This is a genomic window from Chitinophaga japonensis, from assembly GCF_007830125.1.
Classification (GTDB): domain Bacteria; phylum Bacteroidota; class Bacteroidia; order Chitinophagales; family Chitinophagaceae; genus Chitinophaga; species Chitinophaga japonensis.
Window position 1 is genome coordinate 1 of the sequence record NZ_VLLG01000005.1, and the last position, 22512, is coordinate 22512.

A 22512-nucleotide genomic window follows, 5' to 3' on the forward strand; every position below is an offset into this window, starting at 1 on the left:
TAACGTGTTGTGCTATTAAAAAGGCAAGTTGTATTTTAACAATAAATATATGTAGCTCAATGAAATAAAAAATGTTGTGCAATCGTCCTGGTAAGTAACCACACAAACCAGAACGATAGATGCACAACATCCGCACGAATTTCAGGAAATTCTACAGCATTTGCAAAGAGCTCTTTGAAAAAGAAGTAAATAGTCGGAACAATTTTCAATTCTATCCAGTTGCACCCAAGATGAACGATTTACAGATCGTTGCACTTTCTTGTTGTATGGAAGCCCTGGGCATTGATTCCGAAAATTTACTCTGGAGTAAGTTGAAGACCGATTATGCTGACCAGTTTCCCCACCTGATTGATCGAAGCCGTTTTAACCGTCGTCGCAGACGTCTGACAGCGGTTATCGAACGTGTACAAGGCCATGTAGGACAGCATTTGGAACATCTGAGTCAGACAATGATCGTGGACAGTATCCCGGTTCCTGTAATAAAGATGGTAAGGGAAAAGTCCTTCCGATCCTTTAAACAGGATTTTGAAACCGCACCGGCTAAAGCTTACAGTGCCATAAACAGAAGTTGGTATATTGGCTACAAATTACATCTGATCATCTATGATAACGGTGTTATTCAGCAGGCCGGTATCACCAAAGCCAATATCCATGATATCAACTTCCTGAAGGATCTGGATGCTTTACCTGAACAGAAAGTAATGTTAGGTGATCGTGCCTATATCTCTAAAACGGTTCAAATGGATTTGTTTGATCATTACCAGGTTAAGTTAAACGTTCCTTTTCGAGTCAATCAGCATAACTACAGAAAGTATCCCAAGAAGAACCGGTCGAAACGACAGATGGTAGAAACGGTATTTGCACAGTTATGTGATCAATTCCATTTGCGAAGAAACTACGCTAAATCATTTACAGGATTAGCTGCCAGGTTGACTTCCAAGCTATCGGCAACCTCCTTACTCCAGTTTATCAATTTTAAAAATGGTCTCAAAATTTCAAAGATCAAACACACTTTATGTTTTTAATAGCACAACACGTTAATTATTAATTTATCGGCGAACGCGGTCCAGCAGGTCGCTCAGGAGCAGCGCCTCTTCCTGGCTCAGGCGGGTTGCCAGGTCTTCATAAAAAGACGCTATGGGCGCTTCCAGTTCTTCCAGGAGCTGCAGGCCTTTGGTAGTAATGGTAATATCCATCTTACGGCGGTTGTACTCACAGAGCTGCCGCTTTACATAACCCTGCTTTACCAGTTTGTCCAGCAGGCGGGTCACATCACTGGCCTTATCCAGCAGCACATCCTTTATTTCACCGGCCGATACCGGTTTGGGACAACGGCCCTTGATAATGCGCAGCGCATTGAAATGTTGCGGCAGGATATCATATTTTTTAAAAATATCCGCCTGCGTATCCCGTAGCCAGTTGCTGGTGTAGATCAGGTTCACCACCGCCTTCTGGAAATTGTTGCCGAACCGGGCCTGTTTAATGGCTTCTTCTATTTTCATTCGTCAATAACTTTTTGTTAGCGGTTGCATGGAACCTCCCGGTCTCATCCGCTAGCATTTTGCCGGGTGTTACAGGCCCAAAGTTAACGAAAACAACAGATGTTGTAACATACTTCCCCCGGAACGGCTGACAATATTTCACCCATACTGCCATATTTCGTAGATATTTCATCGTTAGCCTCCCGGTCATTTGTTAATTCCTCGTTAAGAAGCCCGTTTTTCCCACGTTAACTAGACAAAATCATGTCTTCACCAAATGATGCCGGTTTGCTGGCAGCAGGAATATACCTTTGTACCAGGTTTTTCATAGGATATGGTTAAAAAATTAGGCGGTATTCCTACCGCCTTTTTTATTTTGATGATTTTAGCAAAGTAACTTTTACTTCCCCCTACCAGAAACGGATATACAGCGCGCTCAATATCAGCAACGTAACAACGATCAGCACCATGGTGGACGGCTTTACGCGGAACATGCTGGTATCCAGCTCAAAGGCTTTGGGATTGACCCTGGGCCCCGCCAGGCTCATCACCACCATCACCAGTACGGTAAAGAAGAAAGACCAGCCCATGCAGATGAGGAATGGAATTTCGTATTCCCCCTTCCCGTTAGGGAAAGCCGTATACAGCCAGGTTTCATGACCAAACCAGGCCGGCGCATAGTTATTGAACACCACGGACAAGAGGAAGCCGGTGATCACGCCCGCCACGGCTGCAGCGCCGGTAGTGCGCTTCCAGAACATACCCAGCAGGAACATGGCAAAAACGCCCGGGCTGATAAAGCCGGTGTACTTCTGGATGAAGGTAAAGCCGCCCTCACCGCCAATGCCCAGCAGGTCGTTCCAGGTGAAGAGGATTGCCAGCAGCATAGCCGCTACAATGGTAAAACGGCCGATCCATACCAACTGCTTTTCGTCCGCGTCTTTGCGGATATATTTCTTGTAAATATCCAGTGTAAAAATAGTGGAGATACTGTTGGCCTTACCCGCCAGGGAAGCCACGATCGCCGCGGTCAATGCCGCCAGGGAAAGCCCTTTGAGGCCGGTGGGCAGAAAGCCCAGGATGGCGGAATAGGCATTGTCTGCATTAAAACGGCCACCGGGCGCCATTTCCTGCTGCAGGGCGCCATTCTTGTACAGCACATAAGCCGCAATGCCCGGCAACATTACGATAACGGGCATCATCAGCTTCAGCAAACCGGCAAAGAGGATGCCATTGCGCGCTGTCTGCAGGTCGGCCCCGAGGGCCCGCTGCGTGATGTATTGATTACAGCCCCAGTAATTCAGGTTTACGATCCACTGGCCGGCAAAGTACATGGTGATACCGGGCAGCATCAGGTATTTGTTGATCTCCGCCTGCGGCGCATCCTGCGATGGCTTTTCCAGTATCATCTTAAAATGGTCCGGCGCATCTTTTATTAAGGCGTTAAAGCCGGCCAGCACGTTCCTGCCCAGGCCAAAATGCTCGCTTACCATGCTCAGGGCCAGGTAAGTGGTGGCCAGACCACCGATGATGAGCACCGCTACCTGTATCACGTCTGTATAACCGATCACTTTCATACCGCCCAGGGTGATCAGCAGGGCAAACACGGACAACCCGATCATGATCAGGTGGAAATTGCCGTTGCCCACCAGGCTGTTGATGGCCAGGGCTCCCAGGAACAGGATGGAGGTCAGGTTCACGAATATGTACAGGAACAGCCAGAAAACAGCCATAATGAGGCTTACCGTTTCATTGTACCGGGTTTTCAGGAACTGCGGCATCGTAAAAATGTGGTTCTTCAGGTACACGGGCATAAACCACACGGCCACGATGATCAGCGCGATGGCGGCGATCCATTCATAGGCCGCTACCGCCACACCCACGGAAAAGCCGTTGCCGCTCATGCCGATGAACTGCTCCGCGGAAATGTTGGATGCGATCAGCGAGGCGCCGATGGCCCACCAGGTAAGGGAACCCTCGGCCAGGAAAAAGTCCTTGGTGTCCATGCTGGTCTTCTTCTTTCGCTGGTAGATCCAGTACCCGTAGAGGGCTACTATAAGGAAGTAGATAATAAAGATTACGTAGTCAATAAATACCAGTTTGTTCATAACGCTTTGTTGCGGGTTTATTAGCCCTCTAATATATGTCTATTTGACAATTATTCAAACAGGAAAAAAATTCACCGGGTTCTTTTAAAAAGATCCATTCATTTTTATACCATCCGTTTCCCCCTTCCCTCCTTCCCCACCCTCCATATCTTCCCTTGCTTTATTAACACCCCTTCCGACATACCAAACGCATGCGGCGTATCAATATCAATCACTTTCCCCTCAAAAAAAGCAGTGGCTTGCTCCACCGTTGTATGGCCGATCACGATATGGCGCACGTCAAACTTTTCCAAAGTAGCAGCCACCTGCTGCAAGGTAGCGCCTCCCATGGCGTAGCCCCGGTACCAGAAGGGCGCATCGGAAGAGAACAGGAGATCATACAACACCGCCAGTTGCGCCGGCGCCGCTAATGGCGGCATAAAATACCAGGGCCGGCATAGCCCGTTCAACTCGGCGAGGGAATAAGGCAGGGCATTGACGGCCGCGGACACACCGCCATGCACAAACAGCACAGGGCCTATCTTTTCCATAATGTTCTTGGTAGCCAGCCAGCGCCCGAGCTCCGTGTCCGGCGTATAAAAAAGCCCGTAGTCCTTCCGCAGCAGCCGGGCGCTGACCAGGTATTTTTCATGCACATAGCGCAGGTCATGCGTCATGTTCATGATCTCGTGATTGCCGAGTATAAAATGTACATACCCGCCCTGTTGCCGGGCTTTTTCCTCCAGGCCATACAGCAGCCAGAGGCATTCCGTCACGTGCTCGCCCCGGTCAAAACAATCACCGTTCATTACCAGGTGCCCGGGCCCAAAGGTCCAGTTGTACTGTTCATCTATAACGCCGCCGGCCAGCAGCAGGTGCCGGAACGCTTCAAAATTGCCTTCTATGTCTGAAATGGCGAAGATCCTGGCGGCTTCCGGGAAAACGGCCGGCTCCGGGTGCAGGGCCTCTTTCAGGGGAATGGAAAAATTCCAGCCGGGGTGCCCGGGAAAAGTACAGTTGACCGTAATAGCAGCCTTCTGCTGCGGGGTAAAATAGGCTGTTTGCGGCTGGGGTTTGCCGCTCCTGGTAGCAATGGACTTTACCAGTATCCTGTTTCCCTGGTAAAAGATATATGGGCCGTCAGTTACTGCGTTCATGATAATGGTAAATTACGAATTATCATGAGGCCTGTAAAAAGAAGAAGGGTGAGATGCGAAAGCAGCTTCAACTTCCACATTCACCCTTGCAATGGTTATTCGGAATATCTTATTGCTTACTGTGCGGCGGACCTGAGGTGCAGCGTTTCCCCGCTGAAATAATAGTCCACCCCAAAACCGGTGTTCTTCAGGTTCTTCAGGAAAAAGTCCAGTTCATGGTGCTTATCCAGCACGCCGGTAAAGAGGGAATTGGCCAGCGCCGGATCATCAAACTCCACCTTTACGCCAAACCAGCGTTTGATCACCGGGGCCAGGTCGCCCAGGCGGGTATTATCAAACTGGAAAACCCCGTTCATCCAGGATAGCACCATGTCTTTATCAAACTGCTGCACCGTAAAACCGAGGCGTTTTGTATACACGGCTTCCTGGCCGGGCCGCAACTCGATAACGGAAGCGCCGGAGCGGGCGGATACGGCGCCGGACACCAGGGCGGTGCTGGTAATGCCTGCTTTATAGGTGTTGATATTAAATTCCGTGCCCAGCACCTCCACATCTGTTTGCGGCGTGTGCACGATAAAGGGCTTTTCGGCATTCCTGGCCACTTTGAAGTATCCCTCCCCTTCCAGGTACACTTCCCGGCGGTTTTCCCGGAAATTAAAGGGGAATTTCAGGGTAGAGGTGGCGTTCAGCCATACCTCCGTACCGTCTGACAGGATGATGCGGTAGTCCATCCTGGGCGGCACCACCAGGGTATTATAGCCGCTCAGGCCATAATCCTCACCGCTGTACTGCAGGGTCCGGGCGCCGGCATTCAGGGCCATATTCCCCGTGGTGATCTGCTGTGCGGGGCTGTTATAAGGCAGTTGGATGGTTTTTCCATTGGCCATTTGCAGGCGCAGCCCCTTTGCCCGGGCGGCATTCTCTTCCGTAAGGTTTGCAAAGTTACCGGCCGGGGGCGTCAGCAGGAAGTAAATGCCGGTACCGATGATACCAATGGTACAGGCCGCTACCAGCCATTTTTTTACGGATAATCGCACGATGCGGCGCCTGGTGCGCAGCAGCTCCGGTGCTACTTTCTCCCAGGCTGCCTCGCTGTCCGCTATCTCATACCAAACGTTCTCGTCAAAATCATGCTCCCGGATGTCCTCCCACAGCCGGCTGACGGCTTCATCCTCCTCCATTAACTGCTCCAGGTACTGATCATCCGGGTGATCAATACCTCCTTTTTTCTTGCGTAGCAGCAACTCATAAATATGCTCCTGAGTATATTCCATTTGTTTGATTAGCGGCCTGTTAATGAAATTTAAGAACGAACAGCACTTTGAGGAAAAATGTACAATGATCAGTTCAGATAGCTGTTCTCATTGTGTGGGTAGCAGTTCCAAAAATAGCACTAATCAATTTGACACCTCGTTAATACGCGGTTAATTCGCTTGTTAACAAAATGTTAAAGCGGGCTCCGCGAGCAATTGGTTATAAGGAATTTTCACCTGTTGTAACAGCCTCTCTTCCAGCAGGGTAGCAAATGTTTCCATATACAGGATCACATCTTCCCGCTGGTTGCGCTTCAGCCAGCGGAAGCCTCCCGGCAGGTGCTCCAGCACCGTCCGGTCCTGTAAATATTCAATATTGTGAATATCTGACGGGGTCAGGCCCTTTTCCATCAGTCTGGAGATCAGGAGGCCTACCGGGGCATTGGAGGTTACGCAGTAATCTTCTGCCAGCTCCGTCCATTCTCCCATACCCGTATGGGCATAACGCAGGATGTCTTCTTTGCTGTAACGGGTGATCACCTGCAGCAGGTTACCGCAATTGCAGGTACCGTGATTTCCCCAGGCATAAGGCGCTCCGTTCTTTAACCGGCGGGCTGTTTCCCGCAGCGCTGCAATCAGTTCCACGTTAGGATGTGCCATAAAAAAACTTTTTCTTTAAAGTTACAAAATATTGTGCAGCCCGCGACCATCGCGTACAAGCGGAAATTTCACCCCGTTCGGGAAGGAATAATTTTAATTGTATAATTGACATTTATAAAAATAATGGCTAGATTCGGGCTCTAATCCTCACGTTATGATGAAACCGAACATGATACATTTTTCTCACACCGGGCCGCTTAAGGCGGGGTTCCGCGAGACCACTGAGAAAAACAAAACTTTACGAATGAAAAAGATAATGTACTCCCTTGGCCTCCTGCTTGTGTCGCTGTACGCAGCCGGGCAAAGCAACGCCACCCTTACCATTCAGCAGAACAACACCGGGCTTACCATCAGCCGGCATATTTACGGGCACTTCTCGGAGCACCTGGGCCGTTGCATCTATGGCGGATTTTGGGTAGATCCTTCCCTGCCGGTAAAAAAGCAGGACCGCATCCGCCTGGACGTGGTGGAAGCCCTCCGTAAGATCAAAATTCCCAACCTCCGCTGGCCGGGCGGCTGTTTTGCCGATGAATACCACTGGCGGGACGGCATCGGTCCCCGCGAGCAGCGGCCCAAAATGGTAAATACCCACTGGGGCGGTGTTACGGAAGACAACAGCTTTGGCACGCACGAGTTCCTGGAGCTTTGCAGCCTCCTGGATTGCGAGCCTTATATCAGCGCCAACGTAGGTAGCGGCACCGTAGAGGAAATGTCCAAATGGGTAGAATACCTCAACTTCAACGGCGAAAGCCCGATGTCCAAAATACGGAAGCAAAACGGCCGGGAGCAACCCTGGAACGTGCATTTCTGGGGCGTAGGCAATGAAAGCTGGGGCTGTGGCGGCAATATGACGGCCGCCTACTACGCGGGCGAATACCGCCGCTATGCCACCTTTGCCAAGAACTACCCCGGCGCACCGCTCAAAAAGATCGCCGGCGGCGCCAATTCCGGGGACTACTCCTGGACGGAGACCTGCATGAAGAACATTCCGCTTAACCAGATGTGGGGCCTTTCCCTGCACTACTACACCGTGCCAGGCACCTGGGGGAAGAAAGGCTCCGCCACTGCTTTTGACGAGCAGGAGTACTTTACTACCATGAAGAAATGCCTGCACATGGAAGAACTGGTCAGCCGTCACAGCGCTATTATGGATCACTATGACCCGGAGAAAAAAGTGGCCCTGGCCGTGGATGAATGGGGTATCTGGACAGATGTGGAGCCTGGCACCAATCCCGGCTTCCTGTACCAGCAAAACAGCCTGCGCGATGCGCTGATAGCCGCCACCACGCTCAACATATTCAACAATCACTGCGACCGCGTGCGCCTGGCCAACCTGGCCCAGATCGTGAACGTACTGCAGTCGCTGATACTGACCGACAAGGAAAAAATGCTGCTGACGCCTACCTACCATGTATTTGACCTGTACAAGGTGCACCAGGACGCCAAACTGCTGCCGGTGCTGCTCAACAGTCCCGACTACAGCGTAGGCAAGGAAAAAATACCGGCAGTAAATGCTTCCGCATCCGTGGATTCCAATAACGTGATACACGTGACCCTGGTAAACCTGGACGCGCATAAGAACATCGATGTATCTACCATGATCAGCAACCTTCCCTGGAAGACGGTGGAAGGCCAGGTTTTGACGGCTGATAAATTCGCTGCCATCAATACTTTTGATGCACCGAACACCGTGCAGCCGGCAAAATTCTCAGGCGCTAAAAAGAACGGGGCCAACCTGAGCGTAAGCCTGCCGCCACACTCGGTAGTGCTGCTGGAGCTGAAGTAAATTCAAAAAATCCAAATCCCAAATTCCAAAATCCGGACAAGTCATCAAAATAATAGATAACTGTTATTAGTCAGGTGACTACTACCATTTTGGAATTTGGAATTTGGAATTTGGGATTTGGATTTTTATTTACGTTTAGTAACCGCAGTGGTTTGCTTTTTAGCCGGCATACGTTTCGAGCGTTCAGCGGCTGTTTTTTTCTCCTTACGTTTCCTGTTCTGCACAATGATATCAGAGGTATCCACACCTTTCGCCTTACGGCTCAGGTCCCTGCTGTAATCATTCCCCATATTAGGGCCGCCCTGCTCTAAACCTTTGCTTCCTATAGACCTGTCTCTTACTGGCATACCATACAATTTTAACGGTTAGATAATGGTGTTTCCTGTAATCAGGCCGCTAAAATGGTGCCATTCCACATCTCTAAAACACCCTTACCCACCACGCTTTCTCAAACACCTCCCCTGCTTCCAGCCGCATAATGCCCTCCTTTTCTTCCAGCTCGCCGCTGGCATCCACATGATCTGCAATGCCGCACCAGGGCTCTATGCAAACGAAATCCGCATCTTTGGCGGCCCAGATGCCCAGGTAGGGAAAGCCCCCGAAATGAAATTCCAGCCCATGGGGTGTTTTATCACTTTTCAGCGTAACGGTATCGGAAGCCAGCGCTTTCAGCACCAGCGCATCCTCGTAGAACAAAGGTTTGGTTAAAGGCAGGGCATGCGAGTGCTCCAGCAGCGGCTGCGGCATGCGCTCTATCAGTCCATCAGGCGACAAAGGCCACCTGCCGGCATCTTCTGCCTGGTTAAAGTAAAGGTAATAGTCCTCGTAAGCCGTGCCCGGCGCCAGCGGCACTTTAAAGGCCGGGTGACCGCCCACGGAAAAAAACAGGGGGCCGTCCCCTGTATTGAGCACCTTGTATGTAACGGTCAGTTGGGTTCCCTGGAGGGTGTAGGTTATTTCAAAACGGAACGGGAAAGGGTATACCTGCAGGGTGCCGGCGTCATTTACAAGCTGCAGGCGGAGGGTATCGGCTGTTTGCTCCACTACGGTAAACACGCGGTCCCTGGCAAAGCCGTGCCGGCCCAAAGTGTAGGTTTGCCCGTTATACCGGTAGCTGTTCTGCTTCAGTCCGCCTACCACAGGGAACAATACCGGGCTTTTCTTTCCCCAGAAAGCGGGGTCGCCGCTCCACAGGTACTCCTGCCGGAGGTCTTTACGGGTAAGGCTTTGCAGCTCCGCGCCTTTCTCAGCGATCGTAATGCTTAGCTGTTCGTTGGATAATTGCAGCATTGTCTTCGGGTTTGGTTCCGGCTGCAAAATAGTAAAAAGTGAAAGGTGTTCACCAAACAATCGTGGCTACGGCATCTCCTTCCAGGGAACAATCAAAGCTGCGGTCGCCGTCGGCAACGGTAAAGGTGCGCGCATGGCTGTCCGTATTCAGCACCACCAGCACTTTGGCGCCATCGCCGTTCAGGAAGGCCACCGTTTCCAGCCCGCCGGTGTTGCTACCGGTCAGCGTTACACGAAAAGCGCCCGGCCGCACAAACCTGGACAGGTGGCCGATGGCGTAATACTCCACGTTGCGGGTAATGCTCCCATCGGCGCCAATGGTCACTACGCCGCGACAGTCCTGGCAGCCACCGTTCCGGGGGCCGTGCTGCGGGTCCAGCGCCAGGTTCCAGAGCAGGGCGGTTTTAGACCAGTTGTTCATACTGCCGATGAAAATATTACGCATGTTCCATTCCAGGTTGTCTGAAAAATCCGGCGCCCAGGCTCCGCCCGATATCTCGGTAAAGTACAACCCTTTGTCCGGGTGCTGCGCATGCACCTGCGTCATGGCGGACACCTGGCCGGCATAGGCATGAAAGGCGGAGCCGGTCACATATTGACGGGCAGCGCTGTCGTCCAGGATGCTGATGGGGTACTGCGGCGCGTCCCAGTTATGATCATAAATAATGATGCCGGTATTAAGCTGGTGCTGTTTGAACGCAGGGCCCAGGTGGTCCCTGATAAAAGCGGCCTGCTCCCCTGCTTCCATACGCATGGAAGGATAGGCGGCCTCATGCAGCGGCTCGTTCTGCGGCGTCACCGCGTGGATGGTGATGCCCTCCTGCCGGAATGCCTGTAGGTATTTCACGAAATAGGCGGCATATGCGCTGTACCATTCCGGCTTCAGCTTACCGCCGGCCAGCCTGCCATTGTCCTTCATCCAGGCGGGCGGGCTCCAGGGGGAGCTTATGATCTTTATACCCGGCGCAATCGCCTGAATGGATTGCAGCACCGGCACCAGGTCCTCCTTATCTTTTGCAATGGTAAACTCCGACAGGTCAGGGTCCGTTTGCCCCGCAGGCATGTCGTCGTATGTAAAGTCCGACAGGGAAAAATCCGATGCACCCATGGTGATGCGCAGGTAGCTGATGCCAATGCCCTGCTGCGGATCAAACAGCTCCTGCAGCAGTTGGCTGCGCTGCGCACTGTTCAGCTTTTGATGGATCAGGTAAGCGGAGGAGCCGGTGAGCGCTGCACCAAAGCCCTCCACTTCCTGCAGGGTCTTTGAAAAATCGACGGTGATGCGCGAAGCGCCGGCTACGGCGCCGGTTTTAATGTTGATGTCCGGTTGCTGCTGCAGCAGCTTTACCTGGTTGCCGGTGGTCACCCATACCCGGGCCTTGCCTACCACCCTGGCGGAGTCTGCGGGCGGCGGGGCCGTATCCTTCGGGCCATTGCTTTTTGCGCAACCAACGTTCCAAATTCCAAAGAAGAAAATCCAAATCCCCAAGAAGAAAATCCTAAATCCCAAATTCCAAATTCCAAAACCTAAATTCCAAATTCCAAACCCCAAATTCCAAATCCCCAAATGCGGACGAGCCCCAAAATAACAGGGAACGGTTGCTGTAGTTAGGTGTTTCCCGCCAGTTTGGAATTTGGATTTTGGATTTTGGGATTTTGTCTTTGCATTTTTCATTTTGGATCTGATTTTTGGGTTTTGGAATTTGGATTTTGGATTTTGGATTTTTTCCTAATTATATCCCGGGTTCTGGTCTAACTGTTTGTTGCGGTCCCGTTCCAGTTGCGGGATGGGCAGCAGTTCCTTTTCTTTTGTCATGTTGTAGTTCACGGGCTGGCCGGTGCGCAGGTCTGTTTCCTGCAGGTTGTTCATCACCGTTTCCGCGCGTCCGTAACGGCGCAGGTCATCCCAGCGCTGCGCTTCCTGGGCCAGTTCCAGCCGCCGTTCCTTTTCAATGGCCAGTTGCATGGCTTCCTGTGTGGCGGCGGTGGTGGCCGGCAGGTTTACCCGGCCGCGGATGGCGTTCAGTTCCGTAGCCGCCTCGCCGGTACGGCCCAGCTCATTCAGGGCTTCGGCCTTCAGCAAGATGATATCCGCCAGGCGAAGCAGGTATTGCCGGTTGGTGCTGGCCCAGCCGTTGGCGCTTTTCCATTTGTAGGCAAAGGGCACGCTGCCGCCGCCAATGGCCCAGTACTCATCCGTCCAGGTCACCTCTTCAAAGAGGATGCTGGCGTTCTTGCGGATAGTGTCCTGCTCGCTGTCAAATGCCTTTACCAGGTCCTGCGAGGGCGTTACGAATTTGCGCCAGGAATCGCCGCTTTTGGAGGGCGGCAGCAGCAACTGCGGTCCCCAGTTGGCTTCCGCGCCGCCGGTGAACTGCACTTCCAGGATGGATTCGTCATTGTTGTAATGGTTGCCATCAAACAGGAAGCTGTAATTGCCCAGCAACTGGTAGCCGGCCGGGCTGCTGATCACCGCGTTACAGTATTCCAGCACCTTGTTGTAATCGCGGTCGGGCTTTTGCGCGTACACCTTGGCCAGCAGGGCGTTGGCAGCTCCTTTGGTGGCGCGGGCCTTGCTGATGCTGGCATCCCCTTCGTAAATATCCGGCAGGCGGCTCGCGGCAAATTCCAGGTCCGTGATGATCTGCGCATACACTTCGGCCTGGGAGCTGCGGGGCTTGTTAGTCTCCGCAGGATCGGCGGAAGTGGCGGGCGCCAGCACCAGGGGCACGCCGCCCCACATCTTCACCAACTGGTAATAATGGTAGGCGCGCAGGAAAGCGGCTTCGCCCAGTATCTGCTCCTTGCGGTTGTTGGCGTCCAGCTTGGGATCGTTGATCTGCGGCACTTTATCCAGGATGATATTGACCCGGGCGATGCCGTCGTAGATCTGGCTCCAGTTGTTGAACAGGCGACTGTTTACCGGCGTAATGTTCAGCAGGTCCACGGCAAAAAGCTCCGGGTTGTCGCCGCCGGCGTAGTAGTTGTCGGAGATCACATCGTTGAAATTAACATTGTCCCAGATGTAGTACTCCGTCTGGAAAGCGTCGTAGGCCCCTACCAGCGCGGCTTCTGCATCGCTGGCGGTCCGGTATGCGTTGTCGGTGGTGGCCTCAGAAATGGGAGAAAGGTCCACGAACTTGCTGCAGGCGCCCAGGGCCAGGACCATCACGAATAGTAAAATATATCTTGCTTGCATGGTAGTAAGAATTAGAATGAAACATTCAGTCCAACGATCAGGTTGCGCGTTTGGGGGTAGGTGCCGAAATCAACGCCCAGCGAGGTGTTGCTGTTGCCGGCAAAGTTCACTTCCGGGTCAAAGCCGCTGTAGCCGGTAAAGGTGAACAGGTTCTCGCCCGTAACGTATACCCGCAGGCTGTTCAGCTTTATCCGCTTCAGAAGGTTGCCCGGCAGGTCGTAGCTCAGGGTGGCGGATTTTACACGCAGGTAAGAACCGTCTTCCACGTAGCGGGTAGAGATGCGCGAGTTGTCGGCGTTATTGGGCGTAGCCCTGGGAATATCCGTTACCTGTCCCGGCGTGGTCCAGCGGCGCAGCACGGCGGTGGACTGGTTCCGCGGGTCGGTCATGGATTCCGTTTCTATGCGGGAGGCGTTGAACATGTCATTGCCCTGGGAGCCCTGCAGGAAAACGCTGAGGCGGAAGTTCCGGTAGCTGAAATGATTGGTCATCCCGTAAATAAAATCCGGGTTGGGATTACCAATCACCACGCGATCGTCCGCAGCAGGCGCGAAGGTTCGTTGCCCCTTCTTGTCCAGGTACCACATGTTACCGGTTTCCGGGTCCACGCCGGCGGCTACATAACCGTAGAACAGCCCCAGCGGCTCTCCTTCACGGGTAAGGCTGACATTGCCCCGGCCGGCTACTTCGGAGCTGAACAGGTCCGTTCCTACGATGTCCACCACCTCATTCCGGTTGATGGAAATATTGAGATCCGTTTCCCACTGGAAAGCGCCGGTAAAGTTGCGGGAGCTGACCAGGAATTCCAGGCCCTTGTTCCGCAGCTTGCCGATGTTCTGGGTGGATACATTGAAGCCGGTGGACCTGGGCACCGGTACGTCCAGCAGCAGGTCGGAGGTATTTTTCACATAGGCGTCCGCGCTGAAGGTAAGGCGGGACTGCAGGATGGCTACATCCAGCCCGATATTGAACTGTTCGGTGGACTCCCATTTCAGGTTCTTGTTCTCAAAAGAAGACGGGGTGGTGCCCGGCAATACGGTACCGCCTATCGGGTAATTTTTGCCGGAGCCTACGCGGCCCAGCCAGGGATAACGCTGGTCGCCCAACTGATCGTTCCCTACCAGGCCCCAGCCGGCGCGCAGCTTCAGGTCGTTGATCCCCGTTACATCCTGCATGAAATCCTCGTTGGAGATACGCCAGCCGGCGGATACGGAGGGGAAATAGCCCCAGCGGTGGTCCGGCCCGAAGATGGAGGATGCGTCGGCCCTGAAATTGGCGGTGAGCAGGTATTTATCGGCATAGCTGTAATTGATCCTGCCCAGGAAGGAAGCGTTCCGCTTTTCCGCCTTGGTGTTTTCCGCGGTCTGGAAAACGGAGCCGGCATTGGTGGTGGGAATGCCGCTGCTGGAAAAACCGATCTTTTCGATGCGGGCGCTTTCCCAGCGGGTTTGCTGCGCTACCACACCGGCCAGCGCGCCCACGGTATGCTTGCCGAAGGTATTGTCGTAGGACAGCGTATTTTCTGCTATCCAGTAATTGATCAAATCGGTATTATTCTGGCCGATGCCCTGCTTGGCGCGGCCAAAGCTGGTGCGGAAGGGGTCCAGGAAATAGTCGTACACGGCATTGTTGTAGTCAATACCAAAATTGCTCCTGAACTTCAGCTCCGGCAGCAGATGCACCTCTGCGTACACATTGCCCAGCAGGCGTTGCTGCTTGTAGTTGCGGTCCGGCCCGTCAGTGCTGGCCACAGGGTTTTCCCAGTCCTGGAAGGGATTGCTGGTAAAGGTGCCATTGTCATTATAAATGCCTATCACCGGCGGGGTGGCCAGGGCGCCCAGCAGCACGCCGCCCCTGTCTACACCGGTATTATCGGTCACATCCACATCGTGCCAGCGGCTGTAGGCCACATTGGTGCCCATGGTGAGCCAGTTGTTCACCTGCTGCTCCAGGTTCACTTTAAAGTTGAAGCGGTCCATGGTGGCGGAACGAACGGCGCCGTTCTGCTGTACCCAGCCGCCGGACAGGTAGTAGGTCGTCTTGTCGTTCTTACCGGAAACGGAAAGCTGGTAGTTCTGGGAAGTGCCCTTGCGGAATATCTCGTCCTGCCAGTTGGTGTTATGGTTGTATTTGTCCCAGTCGGTGATGTAGCCCATTTCCGTCATCAGATCCCGGTACTGGGCGCCGTTGAGCACGTCCAGCTTTTTCCATACGGAGGCATAGCCGGCATAGGCATTGAACTCAAAGCGGGGCGGGCCGGTTTTGCCCTTGCGGGTGGTGACCAGCACTACGCCGTTGGCGCCGGAAGCGCCGTAGATAGCGGCGGAGGAAGCGTCCTTCAGGATGGATACGCTTTCAATATCCGCCGGGTTCAGGGAGCGGGTGTCTGTAGTGGGCACGCCATCTATTACATACAGCGGGTCGCTGCTGGCGGTAATGGAGTTGGTGCCGCGGATGCGGATATTCAACCCGGCGGAAGGTTTGCCCGAAGGGGCCTGCACCTGCACGCCGGCGGCCTTGCCCTGCAGTACGGCGCCCAGTTGCGTATTGGGACGGGAGGCAAATTCCTCTTCTCCCACTACGGATACCGCGCCGGTGATATCTTTCTTTTTCTGGGTGCCGTAGCCCACTACCACTACTTCATTGAGCTGTTTGTTCTCTTCCTGCATCACGAGGTCAATGGTGCTGCGGCCGTTTACCTGCACCTCCTGCGGACTGAAGCCGATGTAGGAGAATACCAGCACGTCCGTACCGGAGGCCTGTAAGGCATAGGTGCCATCCGGGCGGGTGGTGGCGCCCCGGTTGGTGTCCTTGATTTTTACGGATACGCCCGGCAGGGCATTGCCCTGTGCGTCCCTGATCAGTCCTTTCACGGAAATGTCCTGCGCGCTGGCCCATGAAACGGCCATAAACAGGACGGCCATTAAAAGCGCTACCTTTTTTTGCATACGTTAAGCATAAATGGTGATAGGATAAAAATTGCTGCGATCCTGGTGTTCCCCCTCATAACATGGATAAGTTTATGTGGAATCGTTGCCGTAAAGTTATCCGAAAATTCTGCTTTCTACCAAAAAATATTTTATGTAACTTGTTGATAATTAAATGTTTGCACAAAAAATGATACGCTTGGTTACCGTAAGCCGGAAGCGGGTGATACGCCTGATAATCAAAGGTATCCGGCCGGGCAGGCGCAGCGCCCGGCAACGAACCTGATACGGATGACTACCCCGGAAAAAAGTTTTAATCGTATTCCATCACCAGCTTGCTCCAGCCTTTTTCGTCCGATTGCAGGAGGGTTTTCTTTCGTTCCGCCATCACTTTTTTGATGCGGCTGCTGTAGGACCAGCAGGTGCTTTGCCGGATATTGAGGATCGCGGAGAGCTTGTGGGAGGAGATCTTGCCTTTAGTGGAATACACCAGGAAGATCATGTAGAAGGCTTTATTGATATCTATGCGGGTGTTCTGTAAAATGGTATTGGCGGTTACGGACTCTTCGTAGCCGCATTTGGCGCAGCGGCGGCTGTACAGCAGGTGCCCGCTGAAGTAATGGTCATGCCCGCATTTGCGGCAGGTGTAGCCCTGGTTCCATTTCAGCTCCGCCAGGAAGCGGAAGCAGCTTTCCTTGTCGGGGTATATTTTGCTGAATTCCTCGAAGTCCACCGGGGCGGACAGCACCCTGGCCCTGGACACCTTTTCCACGTTGGTCTGTAATTGCCGGTTGTCCTGCTCCAGCAGGGTATTCATGCGGGATATTTCCTCTGCCTGGGCCTTCAGCAGCAGGTTGGCCTGCTGCAGCTCCTCGTTCTGCCGGGCTATCAGCCCCGATTTTTCAGACAACTCCCGGGTACGCTCCTGCACCTGGCTTTCCAGCTCCCGGTTTAGAGTGTCCTTCAGGCGGGCGTTCTCCACCATCTGCCGGATGATCTGCCGCTGGGCCTTGTCCTTTTTGCGTTTGAGCAGGCGCACCTTGTCGCCGATGGCGAAGGAAAGGAAGAACATTTCCAGGATAAAACAGAAGCTCAGGCTGTAATAGCTTACCACGCCGAAATTGAGCCAGTCATACCCCAGCATAATAAAGAACTTGAGCATAAAGCCCAGGAACAGGAAGCTGTAGGCCAGCACAAAGAAACGGGCCGGCCGGTACCCGCGCCGCCAGATGTAGATACCGGTATAAAAGGCCACCGCCAGCGGGATCACTTCAATGAACTTGTAGTTGAACCAGGAGCGGTCCAGCAGCAGTGCGGCCAGGAAGAAGGCCGTGCGAGCGGCGATAATGCCCAGGAGCACCTTGTCCAGCAGGGGCGCCCGGGAGCGCACGTGCAGCAACTGGCGGGTAAAGAGCAGGGCAAAAATGCTCATGCAGTACAGCGGTACGGCAAAGGCGTACTGGTTCCAGGCCGGGGCGTTGGGCCAGAGGTACTGGTAGGCAATACCGTCCGTGCACATTTCGTACAGGGCCACGCTCAGGTTGTACAGCACATAGTACAGGTACTGGCGTTGGCGCACGGCCAGGAACATGATCAGGTTGTAGAAGCTGAAGATCAGGATCATGCCGTAAAAGATCCCGAAGGAGAAATATTCGCTGAGGGCGTAGCCGATGAACATGTGCACGGAGCGCAGCACGATGATCACGTCGGCTATCTGGGCGGAGCGCACCCGGAAATAATAGACCTGCTCCCCGGCGCGGCTGTTGTCCAGCTCCAGCTCAAAATTCTTGTGGCGGAACAGGCGCTGCCCAAAGGGATAGCGGTCGCCCATCTGCCTTACCCGGTACTGCCCGCTGCCATCCGGCAGGTAAGCGGTGATCTCGTCGATGGTCTGGTCAAAGTATTCGAGGATGAAATGTTTCCTGGCTGCAGGATCGTGCCGTATTTTAATGCGGTACCAGTAAGCGGCGCCCAGGTGATGGTTCTGCGGGGTGCTCTGCGTGCTGGGCCTGAACTGCCGGCTGAAGGGCGGGCTGCTCACTTCCGCGATGGTGAGCTGTCCGCCGGTATCTTCCAGGCATTCGATCTCCGCATAGGTAAAGATATGCTGCTCCACTTCATCGCTGATAGCTACCGCCTGCTGCGCCCGGGCGGGTAGCGCCGCCAGTACAGCCAGGCAGCAAAATAATACAAGACGGTATCCTTTAGCAGGTGTGAAACAGTGGCCCCCCATGTGCAGTGTGCGCTGATTAGTGCATTAAAGGTAGGAGATTAGCAGCTATTTCCTATATTTAGCCTGTTCATTAACGCATATAACCGATGTTTGACCTTCATACCCTCCTGGCTTTTATAGGTGCTTCCCTCCTGCTGCTCGTCATTCCCGGACCGGCCGTACTATACATTATCGCCAAAAGCGCGGAGCAGGGCCGGAAAGCCGGTATGGCCTCAGTAGCAGGTATCGAAACCGGCACCCTGGTGCATGTATGCGCTTCCGCAATAGGGATATCCGCCCTGCTGCTGGCATCCGCTACGGCTTTTGCGGTATTGAAATATGCCGGGGCTTTCTACCTGATATGGATGGGACTTAAAAAAGTGTGCACGCGGCAGCCAGTGCCCCTGGCTGCGCAGGAAAGGAAGCAACCATCCCTGCGGGCCATTTTCTGGCAGGGCGCGATCGTGAATATCCTGAACCCCAAAACTGCGCTTTTCTTCTTTGCATTCCTGCCACAGTTCGTAAACCCGGCCCGGGGAGCGGTAACATTGCAACTGGCAGTGCTGGGCGTGATCTTTGTAATGCTGGCTACTATTACGGACAGCGTGTTTGCGTTAGCAGCCGGCAGCCTGTCCGACTGGCTCAGGCGCCAGCCGCGTTACCTTGTTATACAGCATTATATCAGCGGGGGTATCTATATTTTCCTGGGATTACTGACCATGCTGGTGCAGCCCTCCCAAAAGAAGTAAAAGTTATTCCACCCTTTCCAGGTAGTAGGTATCCACTTCCTGCTCATCCGCGTCCAGTTCCACCAGGCGGGAGCCTTTCACCTTGTAGTAGCGGGTAGCTTCGCCGCTGTCGCCGTGCAGTACATACACCGGCTCCTTTCCCTTGCGGATATACCACTCCCCTTCATCCCGGAAGGTATTGTTGTTATCCTTGCAGCGCTGTATCATCTGGTAGGTGCCGGTATCTGCTCCCTGTTTGCGCATAAAAGATATCTTCACTTCTATATCCTCGCAGGTAACGGCATGCACCGTCCCCTCCCATTGCTCCGCCACGGTCAGCGTATCGGTAACGGTGTCCTTCTTGTTCCCGCCACACTGCCGGGCATTACACGACCAAAGGAATAAACAAGACCAGAAAAGTAACCATACTCTCATATTTACAGCGCTTTCGGGCAAAGCTACAGAAATTATGCTTCCATGGTCACCATGGCTTTTATTACCCCGTTGGCCGGGTCCAGCCAGCTTTCAAACTCATCTTTTACGCGGTCAAACGTTACGCGGTGGGTGATATAGGTGGCCGGCTGCACCCATCCTTTTTTCATGGAGGCGATCACATGCTCAAAATCCTCGCGGGTGGCGTTGCGGCTGCTCATCAGCGTAGCTTCCCTTTTGTGGAATTCCGGGTGGGAAAAACTGATCTCCCCTTTCTGCAGCCCTACCAGCACATAACGCGCGCCATGCGCCATGTAGGGGAAGGCGCCGCGGATAGCCTGCTGGCTGCCGGTAGCATCTATGACCACCGTAGGCATATCGCCGTTAGTGATCTCCAGCAGCCGGGCGGTGACATCCTCCTCCTTTGCATTTACAGTATGCGCCACCTGCAGGCGCTCCCGGCAAAAGGCCAGGCGGCGCTCGTTAATATCCATGGCAATTACCTGCGCGCCGGCAATCCTGGAAAACTCCATGATGCCCAGGCCAATGGGACCGGCGCCCACCACCAGCACAAACTCTCCCGGCTGCACGCCTGCCCGGCGCACGCCATGCGCGCCAATGGCCAGCGGCTCCACCAGGGCCAGCTCGTCGAAAGAAAGCCCCTGCCCGTGGACCAGGCTATGCGCAGGCACGGAAAGATATTCCACCATGCCGCCGTCCACATGTACGCCGCAAACTTTCAGGCTGGTGCAGCAATTGGGCTTGCCGGAACGGCAGGCAATGCAGGCGCCGCAATGGAAGTACGGTATAAAAGTAACGGCCTCGCCCTGCTGAAAACCGGGTGCAACGTCCGCTTCCACCAGCTCGCCGGCCAGCTCATGCCCCAGGATGCGGGGATATTCAAAATAAGGCTGGGTGCCTTCAAAGGCGTGCAGGTCCGTGCCGCAGATGCCGATCCGGCTGATCTTAATAATGGCCTGCCCCTTGCTGAGCACAGGTTTTTCTTTCTCTCCGTAGGCAAATTGCCCGGGCGTAGTGCAGATAAGTGTCTTCATGTAGTGATCGTGAAATTCGTATTTGATTTTAACAGGTAAAGTTAATCTAATTGGCTTCTACATAATCCAGGTCTTTGGTAAATGTTTCATCAATGAAGTACAGGGCCGCCAATGCCAGCAGCACAGTGAGCGCGCCCACCGCCATGGCGCTGTACACCAGGCCCCAGGCGGGCCGCAGGTACAGGAACAGCGTGGTGAGCGGAATAACGGCGCCGCGCACAAAATTAGGCACCGTAGTGGCCACGGTAGCCCGCAGGTTGGCGCCAAACAGCTCTGCCGCCACGGTAACGAACAGCGCCCAGTAGCCATTGGTGAACCCCAGCAGCGCGCACACCACGTAAAACGCACCCGTGGTCCTTACCGGCAGCAGCAGGTACCCGCCTATGAACAGGCAGGACAGCAGGATGAAAAGCAGCACGATCTTCCGGCGGCTTTTCGTGTACTGGCTCAAAAGGCCGCTCACAATATCGCCCGCTACCTGGCCGGCAAAGGCCAGCATCACCGCCTTGCCGGCCACTACCGGCTGCTGCAGGTCCAGTGCCTGGCCAAACTCCGGCGAGAAGGTGATCAGGATGCCTACCACAAACCAGATGGGCAGCCCGATGGCAATACATTGCAGGTATTTCAGGAAGCGGCGGGGCTTCAGCAGCATCAGCAGGTTGCCACGCTGCACCGGCATGCTTTTCATTTTCGTATACACCGGCGATTCAAACACTTTCATGCGCATCACCAGCAGCAACAGGCCCAGCCCGCCGCCAATGAAATAGGCCATGCGCCAGTCAAAAATATCAGCCACAAAATAGGCGAGTATGGCGCCTATTACACCCAGCGTAGCCACCAGCGTGGTACCGTATCCGCGGATCTGTTTGGGCAGCACTTCCGTAACCAGCGTGACGCCTGCTCCCAGCTCGCCGGCCAGGCCGATACCGGCAATGAAGCGGAACACCGCGTACTGCGGCACCGTTTGTACAAAACCGTTAGCCATGTTGGCCAGGGAATAGATCAGGATGGAACCGAACAATACGGACAAACGGCCTTTCTTGTCGCCCAGGATGCCCCAGCCAATACCGCCCAGCAGCAGGCCGGCCATCTGCATATTCAGCAGCAGCACCCCGTGCCGCAGCAGCTCATCGCCGCTGGCGCCAATGGCGCGCAGGCTGGGCACCCGCACCACGCTGAACAGGAAGAGGTCGTACATATCCACCAGGTAACCGAAAGCGGCGGCCATGACCGGCAACCGGAGGAGTTCTTTTAATACAGGGGTTTCAGCCATTAATTAATAATTAAGAATTAATAATTAAGAATCGTTATGCAGGTCTTTAAATATAGATCAAGCGTGCTATGAAGCCCTGGTAGTAATTAATGAAGTAATTAATAATAGTAATAACCGTTACACCAATGCATCTGCGAAAGCCTGCCCTACGATTATTAATTATTCATTCTTAATTGTCAATTACCTCACAGCCGCGGCAGGCTCAATCCTCCATCCACCATGATCACCTGGCCGGTGGAATAGGGAAAATCGCCGCCGGCCAGGGCCGCCACCGCTTTGCCTACATCCTCCGGGAAGCCCCAGCGGGGCTGCACGCAAAGGCCGGACGCGATCAACTGGTCGTATTTTTCCTTTACGCCGGCGGTCATATCCGTGGCAATAATGCCCGGCCGCACTTCGTACACGGGTATGTTATAAGAGCCCAGCCGCACGGCAAACAGTTGCGTGGCCATGCTCAGCGCCGCTTTGGCCAGGCAATACTCGCCCCGGTTCACGGAAGCCACGGTAGCGGATATGGAAGAGATGTTGATAATGCAGCCCCGGAAATCACGGTCTGCCTGCTGCTGCGAGATCATCCAGTTGGCGGCTGCCTGCGTAAGAAAATAAGGCCCTTTCAGGTTGGTGGACAGCACATGGTCAAAGCTTTCTTCCGTGGCTTCCAGGACATCCTTCCTTTCTTTGGGCGCTACGCCGGCATTGTTCACCAGCACATGCAGGCAACCGTAATGCGCAGCAACATCCTGCAGCAGTTGCCGGCGCTGTTCGCCGTCCGCAATATCCGCCTGGCAGTACAGCACCTGCCGCTTATAGGCCGCCAGTTCGCTGATCACGTCCTGCACCGCCTCCCGGGGACGCAGGCCGTTAATGGCCAGGTCAAAACCTTTGGCGGCCAGTTCCCGGGCAATGCCCAGTCCTATGCCCCGGCTGCCGCCGGTAATTAAAGCAACTTTCATAGCAGCGTTTTTTTACGTG

Annotated in this window: 18 protein-coding genes; 3 read left to right on the forward strand and 15 right to left on the reverse strand. The window is 54.0% G+C overall.

Features of this window, described 5'->3' with window-relative positions:
* The first annotated feature begins 119 nt into the window (after positions 1 to 119).
* Positions 120 to 1025, forward strand: coding sequence for an IS982 family transposase (locus LX66_RS21350; protein ID WP_145715802.1), 906 nt, complete (start codon positions 120 to 122; stop codon positions 1023 to 1025).
* Between the two features lie 24 nt (positions 1026 to 1049).
* Here LX66_RS21350 and LX66_RS21355 read toward each other — a convergent pair whose 3' ends face one another.
* From LX66_RS21355 to LX66_RS21375, 5 genes are all read right to left on the reverse strand, one after another.
* On the reverse strand, positions 1050 to 1502 hold the full coding sequence (locus LX66_RS21355; RefSeq protein ID WP_145717398.1) for a MarR family winged helix-turn-helix transcriptional regulator: 453 nt from the start codon (positions 1500 to 1502) through the stop codon (positions 1050 to 1052).
* A gap of 389 nt (positions 1503 to 1891) precedes the next feature.
* Positions 1892 to 3589 carry a sodium:solute symporter family transporter gene (locus LX66_RS21360; RefSeq protein WP_145717400.1) on the reverse strand — a complete coding sequence of 566 codons (1698 nt, stop codon included), beginning with the start codon at positions 3587 to 3589 and terminating at the stop codon, positions 1892 to 1894.
* A gap of 104 nt (positions 3590 to 3693) precedes the next feature.
* A complete protein-coding gene (locus LX66_RS21365; protein ID WP_145717402.1) occupies positions 3694 to 4725 on the reverse strand; it encodes a metallophosphoesterase in 1032 nt (343 codons plus the stop codon).
* A gap of 116 nt (positions 4726 to 4841) precedes the next feature.
* Positions 4842 to 5999 carry a FecR family protein gene (locus tag LX66_RS21370; RefSeq protein WP_145717404.1) on the reverse strand — a complete coding sequence of 386 codons (1158 nt, stop codon included), beginning with the start codon at positions 5997 to 5999 and terminating at the stop codon, positions 4842 to 4844.
* A gap of 162 nt (positions 6000 to 6161) precedes the next feature.
* Positions 6162 to 6638 carry a hypothetical protein gene (locus LX66_RS21375; protein WP_145717406.1) on the reverse strand — a complete coding sequence of 159 codons (477 nt, stop codon included), beginning with the start codon at positions 6636 to 6638 and terminating at the stop codon, positions 6162 to 6164.
* 244 nt (positions 6639 to 6882) lie between these two features.
* Here LX66_RS21375 and LX66_RS21380 point away from each other — a divergent pair, with 244 nt between their 5' ends.
* A complete protein-coding gene (locus tag LX66_RS21380; protein WP_145717408.1) occupies positions 6883 to 8424 on the forward strand; it encodes an alpha-N-arabinofuranosidase in 1542 nt (513 codons plus the stop codon).
* A gap of 125 nt (positions 8425 to 8549) precedes the next feature.
* Here the strand turns inward: LX66_RS21380 and LX66_RS21385 are convergent, their stop codons facing one another.
* The 6 genes from LX66_RS21385 to LX66_RS21410 all read right to left on the reverse strand — a co-directional run bounded on the left by LX66_RS21385 (position 8550) and on the right by LX66_RS21410 (position 18073).
* Complete coding sequence (locus tag LX66_RS21385) at positions 8550 to 8771, reverse strand: hypothetical protein (RefSeq protein WP_145717410.1); 222 nt, start codon at positions 8769 to 8771, stop codon at positions 8550 to 8552.
* Positions 8772 to 8844: 73 nt separating this feature from the next.
* Entirely contained in the window at positions 8845 to 9714 is an 870-nt protein-coding gene (locus LX66_RS21390; protein ID WP_145717412.1) for an aldose 1-epimerase family protein, read from the reverse strand.
* A gap of 49 nt (positions 9715 to 9763) precedes the next feature.
* Entirely contained in the window at positions 9764 to 11203 is a 1440-nt protein-coding gene (locus LX66_RS21395) for a glycoside hydrolase family 30 protein (RefSeq protein ID WP_211366459.1), read from the reverse strand.
* Positions 11204 to 11443: 240 nt separating this feature from the next.
* The gene (locus LX66_RS21400; RefSeq protein ID WP_145717417.1) at positions 11444 to 12913 is read right to left on the reverse strand and encodes a RagB/SusD family nutrient uptake outer membrane protein; all 1470 of its coding nucleotides are present in this window, start codon (positions 12911 to 12913) and stop codon (positions 11444 to 11446) included.
* 11 nt (positions 12914 to 12924) lie between these two features.
* Positions 12925 to 15861, reverse strand: coding sequence for a SusC/RagA family TonB-linked outer membrane protein (locus LX66_RS21405; RefSeq protein ID WP_145717419.1), 2937 nt, complete (start codon positions 15859 to 15861; stop codon positions 12925 to 12927).
* A 292-nt stretch (positions 15862 to 16153) separates the two neighbouring features.
* Positions 16154 to 18073: a 7TM diverse intracellular signaling domain-containing protein gene (locus LX66_RS21410; protein WP_145717421.1), complete on the reverse strand. Its 1920-nt coding sequence runs from the start codon at positions 18071 to 18073 to the stop codon at positions 16154 to 16156.
* Between the two features lie 86 nt (positions 18074 to 18159).
* On the opposite strand from LX66_RS21410, the gene LX66_RS21415 reads away from it, so the two are divergent.
* The gene (locus LX66_RS21415; RefSeq protein ID WP_145717423.1) at positions 18160 to 18801 is read left to right on the forward strand and encodes a LysE family translocator; all 642 of its coding nucleotides are present in this window, start codon (positions 18160 to 18162) and stop codon (positions 18799 to 18801) included.
* A 3-nt stretch (positions 18802 to 18804) separates the two neighbouring features.
* On the opposite strand, the gene LX66_RS21420 is transcribed toward LX66_RS21415, so the two are convergent.
* From LX66_RS21420 to LX66_RS21435, 4 genes are all read right to left on the reverse strand, one after another.
* Positions 18805 to 19215: a copper resistance protein NlpE N-terminal domain-containing protein gene (locus tag LX66_RS21420; protein ID WP_145717425.1), complete on the reverse strand. Its 411-nt coding sequence runs from the start codon at positions 19213 to 19215 to the stop codon at positions 18805 to 18807.
* A gap of 32 nt (positions 19216 to 19247) precedes the next feature.
* Complete coding sequence (locus LX66_RS21425) at positions 19248 to 20267, reverse strand: zinc-binding alcohol dehydrogenase family protein (protein WP_145717427.1); 1020 nt, start codon at positions 20265 to 20267, stop codon at positions 19248 to 19250.
* A 46-nt stretch (positions 20268 to 20313) separates the two neighbouring features.
* The gene (locus LX66_RS21430; protein ID WP_145717429.1) at positions 20314 to 21540 is read right to left on the reverse strand and encodes an MFS transporter; all 1227 of its coding nucleotides are present in this window, start codon (positions 21538 to 21540) and stop codon (positions 20314 to 20316) included.
* Between the two features lie 185 nt (positions 21541 to 21725).
* Complete coding sequence (locus LX66_RS21435; protein WP_145717431.1) at positions 21726 to 22493, reverse strand: 3-ketoacyl-ACP reductase; 768 nt, start codon at positions 22491 to 22493, stop codon at positions 21726 to 21728.
* Positions 22494 to 22512 lie beyond the last annotated feature (19 nt).